The sequence below is a fragment of the Amycolatopsis sp. NPDC003861 genome (assembly GCF_053605405.1).
This window is the reverse complement of sequence record NZ_JBSGJD010000204.1, coordinates 1-18,673: the sequence shown is the minus strand read 5'-3', so window position 1 is coordinate 18,673 and position 18,673 is coordinate 1. Positions and strand designations below refer to the sequence as shown.

General features: G+C 71.6%; 19 protein-coding genes and 1 pseudogene. 16 read left to right on the top strand and 4 right to left on the bottom strand.

The annotated features are described in order from the left end of the window. The 5 genes and pseudogenes from infB to ACWEVN_RS35930 all read left to right on the top strand — a co-directional run. Window positions 1-2,081: pseudogene (infB, locus tag ACWEVN_RS35950) on the top strand (translation initiation factor IF-2); the annotation flags it as partial. A gap of 71 nt (window positions 2,082-2,152) precedes the next feature. Continuing rightward, window positions 2,153-2,446, top strand: coding sequence for a DUF503 domain-containing protein (locus tag ACWEVN_RS35945; RefSeq protein ID WP_003083991.1), 294 nt, complete (start codon window positions 2,153-2,155; stop codon window positions 2,444-2,446). Between the two features lie 19 nt (window positions 2,447-2,465). Then, complete coding sequence (gene rbfA, locus ACWEVN_RS35940) at window positions 2,466-2,951, top strand: 30S ribosome-binding factor RbfA (protein WP_452054239.1); 486 nt, start codon at window positions 2,466-2,468, stop codon at window positions 2,949-2,951. A gap of 3 nt (window positions 2,952-2,954) precedes the next feature. Then, window positions 2,955-3,773 carry an alpha/beta hydrolase gene (locus ACWEVN_RS35935; protein WP_452054238.1) on the top strand — a complete coding sequence of 273 codons (819 nt, stop codon included), beginning with the start codon at window positions 2,955-2,957 and terminating at the stop codon, window positions 3,771-3,773. Next, window positions 3,770-4,246, top strand: a complete 477-nt coding sequence (locus tag ACWEVN_RS35930; protein WP_452054237.1) for a hypothetical protein — start codon at window positions 3,770-3,772, stop codon at window positions 4,244-4,246. The genes ACWEVN_RS35935 and ACWEVN_RS35930 overlap by 4 nt, the downstream gene beginning before the upstream one ends. On the opposite strand, the gene ACWEVN_RS35925 is transcribed toward ACWEVN_RS35930, so the two are convergent. After that, window positions 4,243-4,860 (bottom strand): class I SAM-dependent methyltransferase, encoded by a 618-nt coding sequence (locus ACWEVN_RS35925; protein ID WP_452054236.1) that lies wholly within the window; start codon window positions 4,858-4,860, stop codon window positions 4,243-4,245. The two genes, ACWEVN_RS35930 and ACWEVN_RS35925, sit on opposite strands and share 4 nt — an antisense overlap. Next, the gene (locus ACWEVN_RS35920; protein ID WP_449685008.1) at window positions 4,857-5,399 is read right to left on the bottom strand and encodes a TetR/AcrR family transcriptional regulator; all 543 of its coding nucleotides are present in this window, start codon (window positions 5,397-5,399) and stop codon (window positions 4,857-4,859) included. The genes ACWEVN_RS35925 and ACWEVN_RS35920 overlap by 4 nt, the downstream gene beginning before the upstream one ends. Window positions 5,400-5,552: 153 nt before the next feature. Between ACWEVN_RS35920 and ACWEVN_RS35915 the strand changes: the two genes are divergently transcribed. Then, entirely contained in the window at window positions 5,553-5,783 is a 231-nt protein-coding gene (locus tag ACWEVN_RS35915) for a hypothetical protein (RefSeq protein ID WP_449676607.1), read from the top strand. A 32-nt stretch (window positions 5,784-5,815) separates the two neighbouring features. Then, complete coding sequence (locus ACWEVN_RS35910; protein WP_449685009.1) at window positions 5,816-6,943, top strand: SPFH domain-containing protein; 1,128 nt, start codon at window positions 5,816-5,818, stop codon at window positions 6,941-6,943. Window positions 6,944-6,947: 4 nt separating this feature from the next. On the opposite strand, the gene ACWEVN_RS35905 is transcribed toward ACWEVN_RS35910, so the two are convergent. Further along, entirely contained in the window at window positions 6,948-7,979 is a 1,032-nt protein-coding gene (locus ACWEVN_RS35905) for a TRM11 family SAM-dependent methyltransferase (protein ID WP_452054235.1), read from the bottom strand. 25 nt (window positions 7,980-8,004) lie between these two features. Here ACWEVN_RS35905 and ACWEVN_RS35900 point away from each other — a divergent pair, with 25 nt between their 5' ends. From ACWEVN_RS35900 to ACWEVN_RS35890, 3 genes are all read left to right on the top strand, one after another. Beyond that, window positions 8,005-8,994, top strand: coding sequence for a DHH family phosphoesterase (locus ACWEVN_RS35900; protein ID WP_449685011.1), 990 nt, complete (start codon window positions 8,005-8,007; stop codon window positions 8,992-8,994). 301 nt (window positions 8,995-9,295) lie between these two features. Further along, on the top strand, window positions 9,296-10,618 hold the full coding sequence (locus ACWEVN_RS35895; protein WP_452054234.1) for an MATE family efflux transporter: 1,323 nt from the start codon (window positions 9,296-9,298) through the stop codon (window positions 10,616-10,618). 291 nt (window positions 10,619-10,909) lie between these two features. Then, window positions 10,910-12,232: an MFS transporter gene (locus tag ACWEVN_RS35890; protein WP_449685013.1), complete on the top strand. Its 1,323-nt coding sequence runs from the start codon at window positions 10,910-10,912 to the stop codon at window positions 12,230-12,232. Here the strand turns inward: ACWEVN_RS35890 and ACWEVN_RS35885 are convergent. After that, entirely contained in the window at window positions 12,177-12,686 is a 510-nt protein-coding gene (locus tag ACWEVN_RS35885; protein ID WP_452054233.1) for a GNAT family N-acetyltransferase, read from the bottom strand. The genes ACWEVN_RS35890 and ACWEVN_RS35885 overlap by 56 nt on opposite strands. Before the next feature lie 63 nt (window positions 12,687-12,749). On the opposite strand from ACWEVN_RS35885, the gene truB reads away from it, so the two are divergent. The 6 genes from truB (at window position 12,750) to ACWEVN_RS35855 (ending at window position 18,594) form a co-directional block, all read left to right on the top strand. Next, a complete protein-coding gene (truB, locus tag ACWEVN_RS35880) occupies window positions 12,750-13,655 on the top strand; it encodes a tRNA pseudouridine(55) synthase TruB (RefSeq protein ID WP_452054232.1) in 906 nt (301 codons plus the stop codon). Between the two features lie 27 nt (window positions 13,656-13,682). Further along, complete coding sequence (locus ACWEVN_RS35875; protein ID WP_452054231.1) at window positions 13,683-14,666, top strand: bifunctional riboflavin kinase/FAD synthetase; 984 nt, start codon at window positions 13,683-13,685, stop codon at window positions 14,664-14,666. A gap of 76 nt (window positions 14,667-14,742) precedes the next feature. Further along, window positions 14,743-15,216: a helix-turn-helix transcriptional regulator gene (locus tag ACWEVN_RS35870; protein ID WP_310972580.1), complete on the top strand. Its 474-nt coding sequence runs from the start codon at window positions 14,743-14,745 to the stop codon at window positions 15,214-15,216. Then, window positions 15,216-15,719, top strand: coding sequence for an RNA 2',3'-cyclic phosphodiesterase (thpR, locus tag ACWEVN_RS35865; protein WP_452054230.1), 504 nt, complete (start codon window positions 15,216-15,218; stop codon window positions 15,717-15,719). Before ACWEVN_RS35870 ends, thpR begins: the two co-directional genes overlap by 1 nt. Window positions 15,720-15,851: 132 nt before the next feature. Next, complete coding sequence (gene rpsO, locus ACWEVN_RS35860; RefSeq protein WP_003084034.1) at window positions 15,852-16,121, top strand: 30S ribosomal protein S15; 270 nt, start codon at window positions 15,852-15,854, stop codon at window positions 16,119-16,121. Between the two features lie 220 nt (window positions 16,122-16,341). Then, window positions 16,342-18,594, top strand: coding sequence for a polyribonucleotide nucleotidyltransferase (locus tag ACWEVN_RS35855; RefSeq protein WP_449685018.1), 2,253 nt, complete (start codon window positions 16,342-16,344; stop codon window positions 18,592-18,594). Window positions 18,595-18,673: the final 79 nt, after the last annotated feature.

Sequence of the window (18,673 nt, the reverse complement as noted above, 5' to 3'; positions counted from 1 at the left end):
CGCGGCGCGCCCTCGGCCGCGAGGCGGTGCGGCTGCTGGCGTGGGGGGGGGGGCCCCGGGGGGCGCGGGGGCGCCCCGGGGGGGGCGGCGCCCCGGCCGGTGGCGGCGGCTTCCGCGGTGGCGGCGGCGGTCGTGGCGGCCCCGGTGGCCGTGGCGGTACCGCGGGTGCCTTCGGGCGTCCCGGTGGTCCCTCGCGCAAGGGCCGCAAGTCGAAGCGGCAGAAGCGCCAGGAGTACATGGACAACATGCAGGCGCCCAGCGTCGGCGGCGTCCGCCTGCCCAAGGGCAGTGGCGAGACGATCCGGCTGCCGCGCGGTGCCTCGCTGACCGACTTCGCCGAGAAGATCGACGCCAACCCGGCTTCGCTGGTGCAGGTGCTCTTCCACCTCGGCGAGATGGTCACCGCGACGCAGTCCGTGTCGGACGACATCCTCGAGCTGCTCGGCGGCGAAATGAACTACAACGTTCAGGTCGTCAGCCCCGAGGAGGAGGACCGCGAGCTCCTGGAGACCTTCGACATCACGTATGGCGAAGACTCCGGCGAGGAAGAGGACCTGCAGGTCCGGCCGCCCGTCGTGACCATCATGGGTCACGTCGACCACGGTAAGACCCGCCTGCTCGACACGATCCGGAAGACGAAGGTCCGCGAGAGCGAGGCCGGCGGCATCACGCAGCACATCGGTGCGTACCAGATCGAGACCGAGCTCGAGGGCAACCCGCGCCTGATCACCTTCATCGACACCCCGGGTCACGAGGCGTTCACCGCCATGCGTGCCCGTGGTGCGAACTCGACCGACATCGCGGTGATCGTGGTGGCGGCCGACGACGGTGTGATGCCGCAGACGGTCGAGGCGATCAACCACGCGCAGGCCGCCAAGGCCCCGATCGTGGTCGCGATCAACAAGATCGACAAGGAAGGCGCGAACCCGGACAAGATCCGGCAGCAGCTGACCGAGTACGGCCTGGTCGCCGAGGAGTACGGCGGCGACACGATGTTCGTCGAGATCTCCGCGCGGCAGAACATCAACATCGACGGCCTGCTCGAGGCGATCCTGCTGACCGCCGACGCCGCTCTGGACCTCCGGGCCAACCCGGACATGGAGGCCCAGGGTGTCGCGATCGAGGCGCACCTCGACCGCGGCCGCGGCCCGGTGGCCACCGTCCTGGTCCAGCGCGGCACGCTGCGCGTCGGCGACTCGGTCGTGGCGGGTGACGCCTACGGCCGCGTCCGCCGGATGGTCGACGAGCACAACGTCGACGTCACCGAGGCGCTGCCGTCGCGGCCCGTCCAGGTCATCGGGTTCACCTCGGTGCCGGGCGCGGGCGACACCTTCCTGGTGGTCGACGAGGACCGCGTCGCCCGGCAGATCGCCGAGCGCCGCTCCGCTCGAACGCGCAACGCGCTCAACGCGTCGCGCCGCAAGCGGGTCAGCCTCGAGGACCTCGACTCCGCCTTGAAGGAGACGAACAGCCTCAACCTGATCATCAAGGGTGACAACTCGGGTACGGTCGAGGCCCTCGAAGCCTCGCTGCTCCAGCTGGACGTCGGCGACGAGGTCGAGCTGAACGTGGTCCACCGCGGTGTCGGTGGCGTGACCGAGTCGGACATCGACCTGGCGACCGCGTCCGACGCGATCGTCCTCGGGTTCAACGTCCGGGCCCAGGGCAAGGCGACCGAGCGGGCCACCCGCGAGGGCGTCGACGTCCGGTACTACACGGTCATCTACCAGGCGATCGACGAGATCGAGCAGGCCCTCAAGGGCATGCTCAAGCCGGAGTACGAAGAGGTCGAGCTGGGCCGCGCGGAGGTCCGCGAGGTCTTCAAGTCCTCCAAGATCGGCACGATCGCGGGTTGCCTGGTCATGTCCGGCGAGATCCGGCGCAACGCCCGGGCGCGTCTGCTCCGCGACGGCACCGTCGTGGCGGAGAACCTGCCGATCAGCTCGCTGCGGCGGTTCAAGGACGACGTGGTCGAGGTCCGCGAGGGCTACGAGTGCGGTCTGACGCTCGGTTCGTACGGTGACATCAAGGTCGACGACATCATCGAGACCTACGAGCAGCGCGAGAAGCCACGCGCGTAAGGATGTCCGGCACCGGGTGTGCGCTTGCCGTGCACACCCGGTGCTTCCCTACTACACCACCAAAACTGCCTATGTTCGTCGGAGCTCTCGAGCTCGACATCCTGCTCGGCGACGTCCATTCGCTGAAGCAGAAGCGATCCGTGGTCCGTCCGGTGCTGGCCGAGGTGCGCAAGCGCTTCGCCGTGTCGGTGGCCGAAGCCGGGCACACCGACCTGCACCGCCGGACCCTCATCGGGGTGGCCGTGGTCGCCGAAGGTGGCGAGCACGTCCGGGACGTGCTCGACTCGTGCGAGCGGTACGTGGCGAGCCGGCCGGAGTTCGAACTGCTTTCCGCGCGCCGCCGGCTGCTCGGTCCGGACGATTAGCATTTTCTAGGAGAACGACATGGCCGATCCTGCTCGGGCTCGCAAGCTCGCCAAGCGGATCTCGCAGATCGTCGCGTCGGCGATCGAACACGAGGTCAAGGACGCCCGCCTGGACTACGTGACCATCACGGACACGAAGGTCACCGGCGACCTGCACGACGCCACGGTGTACTACACGGTGCTCGGCGAGAAGCTGGACTCCGTGCCGGACTTCGCCGGCGCCGCCGCCGCGCTCGAATCGGCGCGCGGGATGCTGCGCACCAAGGTCGGGCAGGGCACTGGCGTCCGCTACACGCCGACGCTGACGTTCGTCGCCGACACGATTCCCGAGGAGTCGAAGCGGATCGAGGACCTGCTGGCGAAGGCCCGTGAGGCCGACGCCGAGGTGGCGCGGCGCGCGGCCGAAGCCCAGCACGCGGGCGACGCCGACCCGTACAAGGCCCCTCGCGAGGCCGAAGACGCCGAAGACGACGAGTTCGCGGAGGAGGAGAGCCGGCGGGGCTGACCCGTGCTCTCCCGTCGCGGCCTGCTCGCCGGCAGCGCACTGGCGCTGCTGGCGGGCTGCTCGTCTTCCGAGCCTCCTCCCGGACCGCCCCCGGTCCCGGCGCCGGCCCGCCCTTCGGCGTTGCCCGGGCCGGTGACGGTCCAGCGCATACCCTCGGCGGCCCGCGGCACCGACGTCGACCTGGTGCTGATCACCCCGTCCGGGGTGCCGGCCGCGGGGTTGCCGGTCTGCCTCGCCCTGCACGGCCGCGGTGCTCAGGCGCGGACGTTCCTCTCCCTCGGCCTCCCCGACGTTCTGACGGCGGCGGTCCGCGCCGGAACCCCGCCGTTCGCGATCGCGGCCGTCGACGGTGACCACTATTGGGTGAATGTCGGCGGCGGTGACGACCCGCAGCGCATGCTCACCGACGAAGTCCCCGCCTGGCTGGCGGCTCGCGACCTGCGTCCGCCGTCGGCGGTGTTCGGCATCTCGATGGGCGGCTTCGGGGCGTTGCGGTTCGCCCGGGCCCACCCGGATGTGAAGGCGGTGGCGACGGCGAGCGCGGCGCTGTTCGTCAGCTGGCCGGATGCCCGCAGCCGCAAGGTGTTCGCGGACGAAAAGAACTGGCGCGCGGAGGAACCCCTGCTGCACACTGCCGATCTGCGCCCCGCGGGCCTCGGCGTGTGGTGCGGCGAGTCGGATCCGTTCCTGGGTGCGGATCGCCGGTTGGTGAAGGCGGTTTCGTCGGAAGTGTCCCGGTTTTCACCGGGAGGACACAACGACGACTACTGGCGGGGTGTGCTGCCGGAGATCGTGAAGTTCGTGGGGGAGCGCGTGGCATGACCGACCCGTCCGGCCTGTCCAAGGCGGTGTGGACCGACGCCGACTTCCCGCGGATGGGGTGGCACGACAGCCGCATCCACGCAATCGCCCTCACCGAGGACGACGACCTCCCGCCGGGCCGGCTCCTGCTGGACTTGGACTACCTCGTCCGCTGGGTCGAGCCGGCCCGTCGGCAGCAGCACTTCACGTTCTGGGTCGCCCCGGCCACCCTGGTGTTCGATCAGGCCTGGGACATCACCGGCGACGTCGGCCCCCTGTACGGCGGCTTGGAGGTCGCGGACCTCCACCGCCTCGACCCACCGGACGGCAAGCCGTACCCCGCCTGGCACCTGGAGGGGCACGAGTTCGAGCTGAAGTTCCGGGCCCGCGGCTTCCGCCAGTACATCCGCCGGCCGCCGCAGCACGTCGGCCGGCAGGTGCTCACCCTCAGCCAGCGCGGGGGACTCAGCTTCGCCGAGCAGGCGTTCGCCTAGGTCCGGGCGAACAGGATCGCCTGCGAAACCTCGGCCCCGGGGTTCAGCGCCCACTCCGCCTCGACCGTGAACCCGGCTTCCCGCACCCGCCGGGCCAGCCACCAGGGCTGCCGCAGGTGGACGTGGACGCGCATCGGGTGCCCGCCGTACCCCGACGTCTTCACCCGCGTGCCCACGCCGACGTGGTAGCCGATCGTCAGCAGCCCTCCCGGCCGCAGTACGCGGTGGAAGTGACCCAGCGTCAGCGGCACCGCCTCGTCCGGGACGTGGATCAGCGACCAGGACGCCAGCACGCCCGCGACCGACGCGTCGGGCAGCGGGAGGTCCGTCATCGAGCCCACCTCGAACCGCAGCTCCGGGTGCGATCGGCGGGCGAGGTCGATCATCCCCGGCGAGAGGTCGACGCCGGACGCGTCGACGCCCAGCGAAGCCAGGTACGCCGTGAAGTGGCCCGGACCGCAGCCGACGTCCACCGCCGGTCCGTCGACCTGCGTGGCGAACAGCGTCAGCGCCGCCTTGAGGTACGGCTGCTTCTCCAGCGCGTCGGACACGAACTCGGCGTAGCTCGAAGCCACCGTGTCGTACGACGCGGCCGTGTCCGCGAGCCAGGTCATCGCGCGCGCAGGCCGTCGAGGACCATGCCGAGCGCGCGCCGCCAGTCCGGGGTGGCGGTTGCCGCCGCGAACACGATCGGCAGGTCGGTGCCCCGGAAGTCCTTCCGCAACGCGCCGGCCTCCTGGGCGCGCGTGATGATCCGGTGCATCCGGGAACCGTTGGCCTGCTTGGCTTTCTCCAGCCCCGACGCCGGGTCGAACGTCCGCGAGCACACCTCGGTGAAGCCGCGGTCGGAAACCTGCATCTGTACCGAACGTTCCAGGAACAGGACGAAACCGTCCCACGGGTCCTCGCACGCGAGGGCCTCGTCCAGCACGGCCTGCGCTTCTTCCAGCGTCGGCAGGAACGCGGCTTCGACGAGGTCCGCCCGCGTCGGGAACCGGTTGTACAGGGTGCCGATGGCGACCTCGGCCCGCCGCGCGATCTCGTCGAGCGGGGCGTCGACCCCCTTGGCGCCGAACACTTCCCGCGCCGCCGCGACCAGCGCCTCGCGGTTGCGCCGGGCGTCCGCGCGCAGGGGACGGTGCTCGACGCTCACGTTGCGCAGTATAGCCGCGTACGCCCGAGCGGCCCGCCTGGTTGCCTTCTGATCGGAACCTCACAGTGTCCGCTTCGCGCGCCCGGCGGGAGCACAATGGTGCCAGCGGGGGTCAACCCGCACCGAGACGGCCACCGAGGGAGGTCGGCACCCGTGCACTCCGACCTTTCCCCGTCCGGCCGCACCGGAGTCCTCCTGGTCGGCACCCGCGGGCAGCGGGGCCCCGGGGAGGTGCTGATCAGGATCAGGGGCGGCCTGGAAACCTTCCTTGCCTGGTCCGACACGGAGCTGCCGAAGGGCACGACCGTCCTGGTCGTGGAAACCCGGGGACGGCGCACGGTCGACGTCGTGGCGTGGGACGCCTCGGATCCCGCTTCTCCGTAACTCCAGAAGGACAGCCGATGTTCGGTTATCGCGTGCCTGCTCCCAACGAGGCGATGCTGATCTCCGGGGGAAAGAACAGCAAGGGCACGTCGCCGTTCCGGGTCGTCACCGGCCACGGCGCGTTCGTCATGCCGGTCTTCCGGAAGGTCCGGTTCCTCACGCTTTCCATGTGCGAGGCCGAAGTGACCGAAGTGTGCGTCACCAAGCAGGCCATCGCCCTGACGGTCCGGGCGGTGATCGCGTTCAAGGTCGGCAACGACACCGAGAGCATCGTCAACGCCGGTCAGCGGTTCCTCTCCGACCAGGACCAGATGTCGGTGCTGACCGGCCGGATCTTCGCCGGGCACCTGCGCTCGATCATCGGGTCGATGACCGTCGAGGAGATCATCACCGAGCGGCAGAAGCTCGCCACCGAGGTGCTGGACGGCTCGGCGGTGGAGATGGCGAAGATCGGTCTCACCGTGGACGCGCTGCAGATCCAGTCGATCGACGACATGAAGCTCGGCTACATCGCCGCGATGGCCGCGCCGCACAACGCGGCCATCCAGCGGGACGCGCAGATCGCCCAGGCGGTGGCGAACCAGACGGCCGCCGAGGCCGAGCAGAAGTCCCAGCGGACGCAGGCCGAGTACGCCCGGCAGACGTCGATCGTGCAGGCGCAGTACCGCGCCGAGGTCGAGGCGGCGCAGGCCCAGGCCGCCCAGGCCGGCCCGCTCGCGCAGGCGAGGGCGCAGCAGGAGGTCATCGACGCGCGCACCGAGCTGGCCCAGCGCGAGGCCGAGCTGCGGCAGCAGCAGCTGGTCGCCGAGGTGATCAAGCCCGCCGACGCCGAGGCCGAGCGGATCCGCATCCTGGCCGTCGCCGAGGCGGAGAAGATGCGCATCCAGGCGGAGGCGGCCGCGTCGCACAACCGGGTCGCGCTCGACCGGATGCTCATCGACCAGCTGCCGCAGATCGTCAAGGAAGCCGGGCGGGGACTGTCGGGGGCGAACGTCAACATCCTCAACGGCGCCGACGGCCTCGGCGAGATGGCCGCGGGGCTCGTCGGCCAGGGTCTGTCCATTCTGGACTCGGTCAAACGCGGCCTGAGCACCCCGCCGGCGCCTGCCCCCGCGCCGGAATCGAACGGTCAGGTCGCCAAGCCCGAACTGACCCAATAACGCTTCAGGAAGCCGGTTTCACCGCGACGACCAGGTCCCGCAGGATGGCCTGGTCGACGCGGTGGGCGAACTCTTCCCACGGGCCGCCTTCGCGGACGTCCAGCCCGGCTTTCCGGAGCACCTCGACCAGTTCTTCCCGCGGCAGCACGGTGGTGTTCCACGAAATCCCGAGCGCACCACCGGGCTTCAGCACCCGGGTCCACACCGGAACGGCGGCCGCGAGCAGGTCACGCGGGCTGCGCTGGAGACCGGTCTCGCGGTGGCTGCCGTGCTGGACGCCGTACGGGGCGTCGGTGACGATCACGTCGCAGGAGTTCGCCCGCAGCACCTCGTCGGTGGTCAGGGTGTCGGCGTTGAAGTAGGTGAGCTTGCGCGTGTCGCCCGCCTTGTACGCTTCCTTGTCCAGGGCGTACTCGATGTCGAGCCGGCGGCCCAGCCGGACCTTGTTGCGCCGCAGCTGGCCCGAGTCCGCGGTGTGCTTGACGCGCTTGTTCCGCAGCCAGGTCTTGATGAACGCCTCGTAGGCCTCGAAGTCCTTGGCGTCGACGTCCAGGCCGGTCGCGTGCAGGCCGTACATCATCGCCTGGTTGAGCGTGGTGCCGCGGCCGCACAGCGGGTCGAGCAGGTACTTCGGCTTGGCCGAGAACGGGTCCGCCGTCGCCAGCAGGGTGACGTTCACCAGCAGCTTGGTGAACAGCTCGTTCGTCTTGCCGGCGTACTTCTGGATGGTCAGCAGGTCCGAGTCGGCCTTCGCCAGCGGCGTCACGGGCACCGGCCGGAGCACGCCGTCGCCCAGCTCGAACAGCGCGTACAGGGACGAGATGTTCGACAGCAGCGCGAGGTCGCGCTCGCCGAGGGGCGCCGAGCTGGTGAAGCGCACGTAGCCGACGCCGCCGAGCTCGACCTCCTCGATCGCGGACAGCTCGGCCGCCAGGCCCGCGCCGAACACCGCCAGCTCGGCGCGCAGCAGCGCGGGGGAGGAGGCGGCGTAGACCCGGTTGGCCGACGGGTAGACCAGCATCGCGTACTCAGGCATCCCGCAGAGCGTAGCGTGACGCACCGTGACCCCTACTTCGGCGCAGGACATCCGGGCGGCGGCGGCGCTGCTCGCCCCGGCCACCGACGTGACGATCCTCGGCCACGTGCGGCCGGACGCGGACGCGCTGGGCAGCGCACTGGCCCTCGGCCGGGCCCTGCGGCAGCGCGGCGCCCGCGTGCGCGTCTCCTTCGGCGAGCCCGACGAGGCCCCGGAGACGCTGCGCTGGCTCGACGAGGACGGCCTGCTCACCCACCCGGACGACCTCCCGGACTCCGAGGCGCTGCTCGTGTGTGTCGACACGCCGACACCGAAGCGGCTCGGCCGGCTCGCCGGGCGCGTCGAACTCGCCGGCGCGGTGCTGGTGATCGACCACCACGCGACCAACACGTACTACGGCACCTGCCACGTCGTCGACGAGAGCGCCGAGGCCAGCGCGGTCCTCGTGTTCCGCGTCCTGGAGGCACTGGGCGCCGAGCTGGACGAGCCGATCGCGCGCGGGCTGTACGCCGGGATCGTCACCGACACGAGCGGGTTCCGCCGGGCCAGTCCGGAGACGCACCGGATGGCGGCCCGGCTGCTGGAAGCGGGGGCCGACGCGGAGGCGATCGTGCGCCGGATCGTCGACGAGCGCCCGTTCGCCTGGCTGCCGATGCTGTCGTCGGTGCTGCGCGAGGCCCGGCTGGAGCCGGAAGCCGCGCAGGGCCGGGGTTTCGTGCACGCGGTGGTCGGCCTCGACGCGGCCCGCACGGTGCGCGGCGAGGAGGTCGAGTCGGTGATCGACGTCGTCCGCTCGGTGCGCGAGGCGGCTGTCGCGGCCGTGCTCAAACAGGACCCGGCGCAGCCCGGGCAGTGGCAGATCTCGTTGCGCAGCATCGGCATCGACGTCTCGGCGGTGGCGGCGGAGTTCGGCGGCGGCGGGCACCGGCAGGCCGCGGGCTGCACGATCGCGGGCTCGGCGGCGGAGGTCGTCGCCGGGCTGCGCGAGGCGCTGGAGCGCGCGCCCCTGCTCTGATCCCGCGTTCCCCGTGGTGATCGCCGACCGGTGCCGTGCGAAACAGACGGCATCCGGCACGCCTGCCCCCGGCCGGGAGCGCAGGGAGGCCGGGATGACCGAACCGACCGAAGCGGTCGGTGACCGCCGCGACGGGCTGCTGACCCGACCCACGCGGACGGAGTCCGGCTGGTCCGCCGGGCCGGCGCGCCGCCGGGCAGGACCGTCAGCAGCCGGTCGGTGCGCCGCCCGCGCTCGGGGCCGTGGGCCGAGCACGTCCGGCCGGGCGGAACTGTCGGTGGCGGCGGTTAGAGTCCGGTTCGTGGCGAACGTGGAGGAGATCGAACGGGTCCCGGCGAAGCGCGTGCTCGGCCTGGCCGTGCCCGCGCTGGGCGTGCTGGCCGCCGAGCCGCTGTACGTCCTGGTGGACACCGCCGTCGTCGGCCACCTCGACGCGCTGTCGCTGGCCGGGCTCGCGCTCGGCGGCGTCGTGCTGGCCCAGGTGTCGAGCCAGCTGACGTTCCTGTCCTACGGCACGACGTCCCGCACCGCCCGGCTGCACGGCGCCGGCCGCCGGGCCGACGCGGTGCGCGAAGGCGTGCAGGCGACGTGGCTCGCGGTGTTCGTCGGCCTCGTCGTGCTGGTCGCCGGGCAGCTGCTGGCCTGGCCGATCGCGCGGGTGCTGTCGGGCAGTGACGAGATCGCCTCGGCCGCCGTGTCGTGGCTGCGGATCGCGTTGTTCGGGGCGCCGCTGATCCTGGTCACGATGGCCGGCAACGGCTGGATGCGCGGGGTGCAGGACGCCGCGAAGCCGCTGCGGTACGTGCTGGCGGGCAACGGGATCTCGGCCGTGCTGTGCCCGGTGCTCGTGTACTGGGCCGGGCTGGGGCTGGAGGGTTCGGCGATCGCGAACGTCGCCGCGCAGGTGATTTCGGCGTCGCTGTTCGTCCTGGCGCTGGCCCGCGAGAAGGTCGGGCTGCGGCCGGACTTCGCGGTGATGCGGGCGCAGCTCGGCCTGGGCCGCGACCTCGTGCTGCGCAGCCTGGCGTTCCAGGCGTGCTTCGTCTCGGCGGCGGCCGTCGCGGCCCGGACGTCGACTGAAGCGGTCGGGGCGCACCAGGTGGTGCTGCAGCTGTGGACGTTCCTGGCGCTGGTGTTGGACTCGGTGGCGATCGCCGCGCAGTCACTGGTCGGGGCGGCCCTGGGGGCGAACTCGGCGCGGCAGGCGCGCGGGGTCGCGGCGCAGATCACCGGGTACGGCCTGCTGCTCGGGTGCTTCCTGTGCGTGCTGTTCGCGGCGCTGTCGTGGGTGCTGCCGCACGCGTTCACGTCCGACCCGGGCGTACTGGCGGAGATCCCGCACGCGTGGTGGTTCTTCGTGGCGCTGCAGCCGATCGCGGGCGTGGTCTTCGCCCTGGACGGCGTACTGCTGGGCGCGGGCGACGCGGCCTTCCTCCGCAACGCGACGCTCGGCAGCGCGGCCCTCGGCTTCCTTTCGCTCATCTGGGCGTCCCTCGGCTTCGGCTGGGGCCTCACGGGCATCTGGACCGGCCTGTCCCTCTTCATGGTCCTCCGCCTCGCCGCGGTCCTGGCCCGCTGGCGCTCCGGAAACTGGGCGATAACGGGCGCCACCCGCCCCGCCTGAACCCGTAACTCGCGTGAGCAGCCCCGTAACCCGCGTGATTGGAGCCGTAACTCGCGTGATCAGACCCGGATCTCGCGGTTACGGCCCCAATCACGCCAGTTCCGGCTTCAATCACGCGAGATCCGGCTTTGATCACGGGCGGCGGGCCTCTGAGCTTGGGTGATGGGGGTTACCTGTGGGGAAAACCACCCGGGTTGCGGCTATGGTTTGTGGTTGCTTAGGCGATACAAGTAGTAGGGACGGCAGCGTGGGCGTCCTGCGCCCCGAATCGCCCCACCCCTGGAGGAACCTGTGCCCGCCACCGGCCGTGCCACCGCCCGGTCCTGGCTGATCTGGCTCGCCGCCGTCACCGTCTACCTCCTCGCCGTCTTCCACCGGACGTCCTTCGGCGTCGCCGGGCTGCAGGCCGCCGAGCGGTTCGGCGTCGGTGCGGCCGCGCTCGGCACCTTCACCGTCCTGCAGGTCGGCGTCTACGCCGCGATGCAGATCCCGACCGGTGTCCTGGTCGACCGCTACGGCCCCCGCCGCGTCCTCACCGTCGCCGTGCTCGTCCTCGGCGCCGGCCAGCTCCTGCTCGGCTTCGCCCACTCCTACGGCCTCGGCCTGCTCGCCCGCGCCGTCCTCGGCCTCGGCGACGCGCTCACCTTCGTCAGCGTCCTGCGCCTGGTCGCCGCCCACTTCCCGGGCCGCCAGTACGCCCTCCTGACGTCGTTCACCGCGGCCGTCGGCTACATCGGCAACCTCGCCGCCACCGTCCCGCTCGCCCTGGTCCTCGACGGCGCCGGCTGGACCCCCACCTTCCTGGCCGTCGGGGCCATCACCGTCCTCTACACCGCCGTCGTCGCCCTCCGGGTCCGCGACGTCCCGGCCGGCGAACAGCCGCCGGTCCGCGAGGAAGTCCGCCCCCGCGAGCTCGCCCACCGGGTCGCCGAGGCCTGGCGGACGCCGGGGACGCGCCTGGGCTTCTGGGTCCACTTCAGCACGATGTTCGCCCCGAACGCCCTGACGCTGCTCTGGGGCGTCCCCTGGCTCGTCCAGGGCCAAGGCCAGTCGAAGGCCACGGCGAGCGCGCTGCTCACCGTGTTCGTCTTCGGCTCGATGGCGGGCGGCCCGGCGCTCGGCGGCCTGATCGGACGGCGCCCGTCGCTGCGGATGCCGCTGGTCGGCGGGTACATCGGCGGGGCCGCGCTGGTCTGGGCCGTGCTGCTGGGCTGGCCGGGCCAGGTGCCCCTGCCGGTCTTGGTGCCCGCGTTCGCCTTCCTCGCCCTCGGCGGCCCGGCGTCGATGATCGGCTTCGCCCTGGCGCGCGACTACAACCCGCTCAGCCGCGTCGGCACGGCGACCGGCGTGGTCAACGTCGGCGGCTTCGTGGCGACGACGTTCGCCGCGCTCGCCGTCGGCGTGCTGCTCCAGGCCACCGGCGGGAACTTCCGCGTCTCGCTGCTGGCGCTGGTCGCGGTGCTCGCCTTCGGCACCTTCCGGATGCTCGTGTGGTGGCGCCGGACGCGCACCCACCTGTTCCTCGCCGAGGCCCGCGGCGAGGAACTGCCGGTGCGGATCACCCGCCGCCGCTGGGACGCCGCTCTGCCGGAGACGCCGATCGTCGCCGCCTGAGCGGCGCCTGCAGCAGCTCCGGCGCCACCGCGAACCCGCGCCGCTCGTACGCGGGCACCGCACGCGGCGACGAGTGCACGGTGACCCGCTCCAGGCCCAGCTCCCCGGCCAGCCGCAGGACGCCCTCGATCAGCTGCCCGCCGAGGCCGGCGTCACGCGCTTCCGGGACGACGTACACGCTTTGCAGGTCCCCGGCGGCCCGGGACGGCGCCGCCGGGGTCGGCACCCGCGGCGTGATCGCCAGGAACGCCATCCCGAGCACCCGGCCTTCGCGGACCAGGACGAGGCAGCGGTGGGTGGCCGCGTTCTCCCGCGCCCAGGCGGCGAATTCCCGCACGAACGCGGCGCGGCCGTCGGCGGGCAGGCCGTCGCGCTCGGCCACCCAGCGCCACCGCAGCGAGGCGACTGCTTCCAGTTCCGCGGGCCGGGCGGCCCGGACTTCGATCTCCGTCACGCCTCCATCGTGGCCGCCCGGCCGTCCTCCGATCCACGACGAGCGGCCGCTAGGGTTTGCCGCGTGTCGAGCCCGAAACCGCCCCGCCGTCCCGCCCCGCCTCCCGGCCTCCTCATCGTCGACAAGCCCGCCGGCATGACGTCCCACGACGTCGTCGCGCGCGCCCGGCGGATCATGGGGACCCGCAAGGTCGGGCACGCGGGGACGCTCGACCCGATGGCGACCGGCGTGCTCGTGCTCGGCATCGAGCGCGCCACCAAGCTGCTCGGCCACCTGGCCCTGGACCGCAAGACCTACCTGGCCACCCTCAGCCTCGGCAGCAGCACCACGACCGACGACGCCGAGGGCGAAGTCCTCACCACGGCCGGGACCGCGGCCGTGAAGGACGAAGACCTCGCCGCCGGCGTCGCCAAGCTGACCGGCGACATCCAGCAGGTGCCCAGCGCGGTCAGCGCGGTCAAGATCGACGGCAAGCGCGCCTACGCCCGCGTCCGCGCCGGCGAGGACGTCGTCATCCCGGCCCGGCCGGTCACCGTCTACCGCTTCGACGTCCTCGCCGTCCGCCACGAGGACGACCACGTCGAGGTCGACGCCGTCGTCGAGTGCTCCTCCGGCACCTACGTCCGCGCGCTGGCCCGCGACCTCGGTGCCGACCTCGGCGTCGGCGGTCACCTGAAGGCGCTCCGGCGCACCACCGTCGGCCCCTTCACCCTCGCCAAGGCGAGGACCCTCGACCAGCTCGAAGAGCAGCCCGAACTGAGTCTCGACCTCGACGCCGCCGTCGCCGCCGCGTTTCCGCGCCGCGACCTCGACGCCGCCACGGCGAAGGCGGTCCGCCACGGGCAGCGCATCCCGGCGGCCGGGCTCGAGGGCACCTACGGGCTCTTCGGTCCCGACGGCCGGGTGCTCGCCCTGGCCGCCGACGAACAAGGCGTGTCCCGCGCGGTGGTCGTGTTGCTGCCCGCCTAGGGTGGGCTCGAGAGACGGGAGTGTGACGTGCTGCGGTGGCGTGGGCTGGGGGACCTTCCCGGCAGCTGGGGCCGGTGCGTGGTCACCATCGGTGTGTTCGACGGTGTCCACCGCGGGCACCAGGAGCTGATCAGCCGGACGGTGGCGGCGGCCGCCGAGCGCGGTCTGCCGAGCGTCATGGTGACGTTCGACCCGCACCCGTCGGAGGTGTTGCGCCCGGGCAGCCACCCGGCGCAGCTGACGACGTTGCGGCGCAAGGCCGAGATCGTCGAAAGCCTCGGCGTCGACGTCTTCTGCGTGCTGCCGTTCACCCTCGAGCTGTCCCGGCTGCAGCCGGAGGAGTTCGTGCACGAGGTGCTGGTCGACCGGCTGCACGCGGCCGCGGTGATCGTCGGCGACAACTTCACCTTCGGCGCCAAGGCGGCCGGCAATGTCGAGCTGCTGCGCACCCTCGGCCGCCGGTTCGGCTTCGCCGCGTACGGCGCCGAGCTGCAGGGCAAGGAACTGTCCGAAGAGGACCAGTCGGCGATCACCTTCTCCAGCACGTACGTCCGGTCCTGCATCGACGCCGGTGACGTGGTCGCCGCCGCCGAAGCGCTCGGCCGCCCGCACCGCCTCGAAGGCATCGTCGTCCGCGGCGACGGCCGGGGCCACGCGCTCGGCTACCCGACGGCGAACCTGTCGACCCCGCGCTTCGCCGCCGTCCCGGCCGACGGCGTCTACAGCGCGTGGTTCACCCGTTCGGCCGACCCGGCGCGCCGGCTGCGCGCCGCCGTCTCGGTCGGCACCAACCCGACGTTCTCCGGGCGCGAGCGGACGGTCGAGGCCTTCGTCCTCGACGTCGACGAGGACTTCTACGGCCAGCACGTGGCCATCGACTTCGTGACGCGGCTGCGCGACCAGGTGCGGTTCGCCGACTCGGCCGGGCTCGTCGCGCAGATCGACGATGACGTGGTCGAGACCAGGAAGGCACTCGAACTGCCCCCGGACGCCCTGACCGGGGACGAATAGGGGATTCCGCGTCCACGAACCGGGCAGCGATGGCAAGATGCTCACGGACGGTGTGCGCGAAAAAAAAGGGGAGCTGGTGGAGGACCACAAGATCGTCCAGCGGAACATCGCGTTGCAGCGCGAGTGGTACGGGGAGCCGCTCGGTGACCGCGTGCGCCGGCTCGTCGTCGCGTTCGACGTTTCGCAGGCGTTCCTGGCCGAGGTCCTCGGGATCAGCGCCCCCATGCTCAGCCAGGTGATGAGCGGACGGCGGGCGAAGATCGGCAACCCGGTCGTGCTGGCCAGGATGATCATGCTCGAGCGCAAGATCCTGGTGCCCGAGGTCGCCGCGGGCAACCGCGACGCGATGCTGGCCGCGATGGAGGACGTCCGCGACTCCCGGCCCACCGTCGGCCGCGACAACATCCCGGTCGTCAACGAAGACCAGAAGGTCCTCGCCTACCTGCGCGACCTGGCCGAAGACGAGGACCTCGGCGAGGCCGCCAAGCGCCTCGACGACGACTTCCCGGCCATCGCCGACCTGCTCCGCCGGGCGGGCAACGGCGCCTGATGCCGGTCCTGTTCAGCGCGCTGCTCCCGCCGGAGGACGTCGTGGCCGAACTCGCCGCGGCCCTCGGCGAGACCGGCGACGGCCTGCGCTGGGAGCCGCCGGAGCGCTGGCACATCACCCTCGCCTACTACGGGCCGGACGACGTCGAGACCCGCGCTGACTGGCTGGGGGAGCGGCTGGCCGGCCGCCCGGCCGTCGACGTCCGGCTGGAAAAGGCCGCGACGTTCCCCGGGGTGCTGTGGTTGACTGTCGCCGGACCGGAGCTGACGCCGCTCGCGAACGCCGCGGGCGCCGGCGCCGAACCGAGGCCCTACCGGGCCCACCTGACGCTCGCGCGGTTCCCCCGGGAAGAACCCGGGCTCGCCGCGCGTTGGACCGAACGCCTCACGAGCTTCACCAGCCGGCGCTGGCAAGCCACCGAAGTGGCGCTGATGACCAGCGAGCGCGAGCGGGGTGGTCCCCGCTACTCCGTGGCCCGCTCCTTCGAGCTGGACCGCGGCTGAAGACGCAGTTCAGCGGGCTGGTAACCTCAACGATCGGGTCCGGCTGCAGTCCGTGGCGGCCGTGACCGTCTTCCCGGCGTGCAACCGGCGTCCGGGGCCGCACGGCACTGATTATTTCGAGGAGCAACACAAGTGGCGCTGTCCACCGAAGAGAAGAAGTCGATCCTGGCCGAGTACGGCGTGCACGACTCGGACACCGGATCCCCCGAGGCCCAGGTGGCGCTGCTCACCAAGCGCATCGTCGGCCTCACCGAGCACCTCAAGGCTCACAAGCACGACCACCACTCGCGTCGCGGGCTCCTGCTGCTGGTCGGCCGTCGCCGCCGGCTGCTGAACTACGTGATGAAGGTGGACATCGAGCGTTACCGTGCGCTGATCCAGCGCCTCGGCCTGCGCCGATAGCTTTACCCGAGGGGGAGTGACCACGCGGTCGCTCCCCCTCGCCACAAACGGCGCGAGCGCGCACGAGGGTCCGTCCGCCGGTCCTCGGTAGTGGTTCCCGGGAAGCGTCCCGGGAGCTTCGATCGAAGACCGGCCTCATTCCTCGAGCGTCCTCAGGCGAAACGGGTCCCAGGGTGGGAGACTCGCGTCGTACGAAGGAACTAAAGAGGAGAAACACCCTATGACCGACTCCACCGGAGTCACCGTGCACGAGACCGAAGCCGTCATCGACAACGGCCGGTTCGGCACCCGCACCGTCCGCTTCGAGACGGGCCGCCTGGCCAAGCAGGCCGCCGGCGCCGTGGTCGCGTACCTCGACGAAGAGACCATGCTGCTCTCGGCGACGACCGCGTCGAAGCACCCGAAGGAGCACTTCGACTTCTTCCCGCTCACCGTCGACGTCGAAGAGCGCATGTACGCCGCGGGCCGCATCCCCGGCGCGTTCTTCCGCCGCGAGGGCCGCCCGTCGACCGACGCGATCCTCACCGCCCGCCTGATCGACCGCCCGCTGCGCCCGTCGTTCACCGACGGTCTCCGCAACGAGATCCAGGTCGTCATCACCGTCCAGAGCCTCAACCCGGACGACCCGTACGACGTGCTGGCCATCAACGCCGCGTCGGCGTCGACCCAGATCGCGGGCCTGCCGTTCTCCGGCCCGGTCGGCGGCGTGCGCGTCGCGCTGATCGAGGGCCAGTGGGTCGCGTTCCCGACCTGGTCGCAGCTGGAGAAGGCCACCTTCAACATGGTCGTGGCCGGCCGCATCGTCGGGGACGACGTCGCCATCATGATGGTCGAGGCCGAGGGCACCGAGCACACGCTCGACCTGATCGCCGCCGGCGGCAAGGCGCCCGACGAGACCTCGGTCGCCGAGGGCCTCGAAGCCGCCAAGCCGTTCATCAAGTCGCTGTGCGAGGCGCAGCAGCGCCTGGCCGCCGACGCCGCCAAGCCGACCGGCGAATTCCCGGTCTACCCGGCCTACCAGCAGGACGTCTACGAGGCCGTCGCCGCCATCGCGACCGACGACCTGGCCCGCGCCCTGCAGATCGCCGGCAAGCAGGACCGCGACGCCGCGACCGACGAGGTCAAGGCCGCCGTCCTGGAGAAGGTCGGCCTCGGCGAGGGCGAAGCCTTCGAGGGCCGCGACAAGGAAATCGGCGGGGCGTTCAAGGCCCTGACGAAGAAGATCATGCGCCAGCGCGTCCTCACGGAGAAGATCCGCATGGACGGCCGCGGCCTCACCGACATCCGGTCGCTCGCGGCCGAGGTCGCGGTGATCCCGCGGGCGCACGGCTCGGCGCTGTTCGAGCGCGGCGAGACCCAGATCCTGGGCGTCACCACGCTGAACATGCTGCGCATGGAGCAGCAGATCGACTCGCTCTCCCCGGAGACGACCAAGCGCTACCTGCACCACTACAACTTCCCGCCCTTCTCCACCGGTGAGACCGGCCGCGTCGGCTCGCCGAAGCGCCGCGAAATCGGCCACGGCATGCTCGCCGAGCGCGCCCTGGTGCCGGTGCTGCCGAAGCGCGACGAGTTCCCGTACGCGATCCGCCAGGTCTCCGAGGCCCTGGGCTCCAACGGCTCGACGTCGATGGGCTCGGTCTGCGCGTCCACCATGGCGCTGTACAACGCCGGCGTGCCGCTGAAGGCGCCGGTCGCGGGCATCGCGATGGGCCTGGTCTCCGACGAGGTCGACGGCGAGACCCGCTACGTCGCGCTGACCGACATCCTCGGCGCCGAGGACGCCCTCGGCGACATGGACTTCAAGGTCGCCGGCACCAAGGACATCATCACCGCGCTCCAGCTCGACACGAAGCTCGACGGCATCCCGTCGGAAGTCCTCGCGGCCGCGCTGAAGCAGGCGAAGGACGCCCGCAACACCATCCTCGAGGTCATCGCCGAGGCGATCGACGGCCCGGACGAGATGAGCCCGTTCGCGCCGCGCGTCACCTCCGTGAAGATCCCGGTCGACAAGATCGGCGAGGTCATCGGCCCGAAGGGCAAGATGATCAACTCGATCACCGAGGAGACCGGCGCCGACATCTCCATCGAGGACGACGGCACGATCTACGTGGGCGCGGCCGACGGCCCGTCGGCGGAGGCGGCGATCGACAAGATCAACGCCATCGCCAACCCGCAGCTGCCCAAGGTCGGCGAGCGCTTCCTCGGCACCGTGGTCAAGACGGCCGCGTTCGGCGCGTTCGTTTCGCTGCTGCCGGGCAAGGACGGCCTGGTGCACATCTCCAAGCTGGGCAACGGCAAGCGGATCGCCAAGGTCGAGGACGTGGTCAACGTGGGCGACAAGCTCCGCGTCGAGATCGCCGACATCGACAACCGCGGCAAGATCAGCCTGATCGTCGTCAAGGAAGACGAGGCCGCCAAGCCCGCCGAGGGTGACAAGCCGGCCGACGCCGAGAAGGCCGACGCCAAGTAACACCAGTTCCGCCGAAGGCCTCCTACCGCGGCGGCGGTCGTGAGTGGTAAAGCGGGTTACCAACCTCCCAACCACCCAC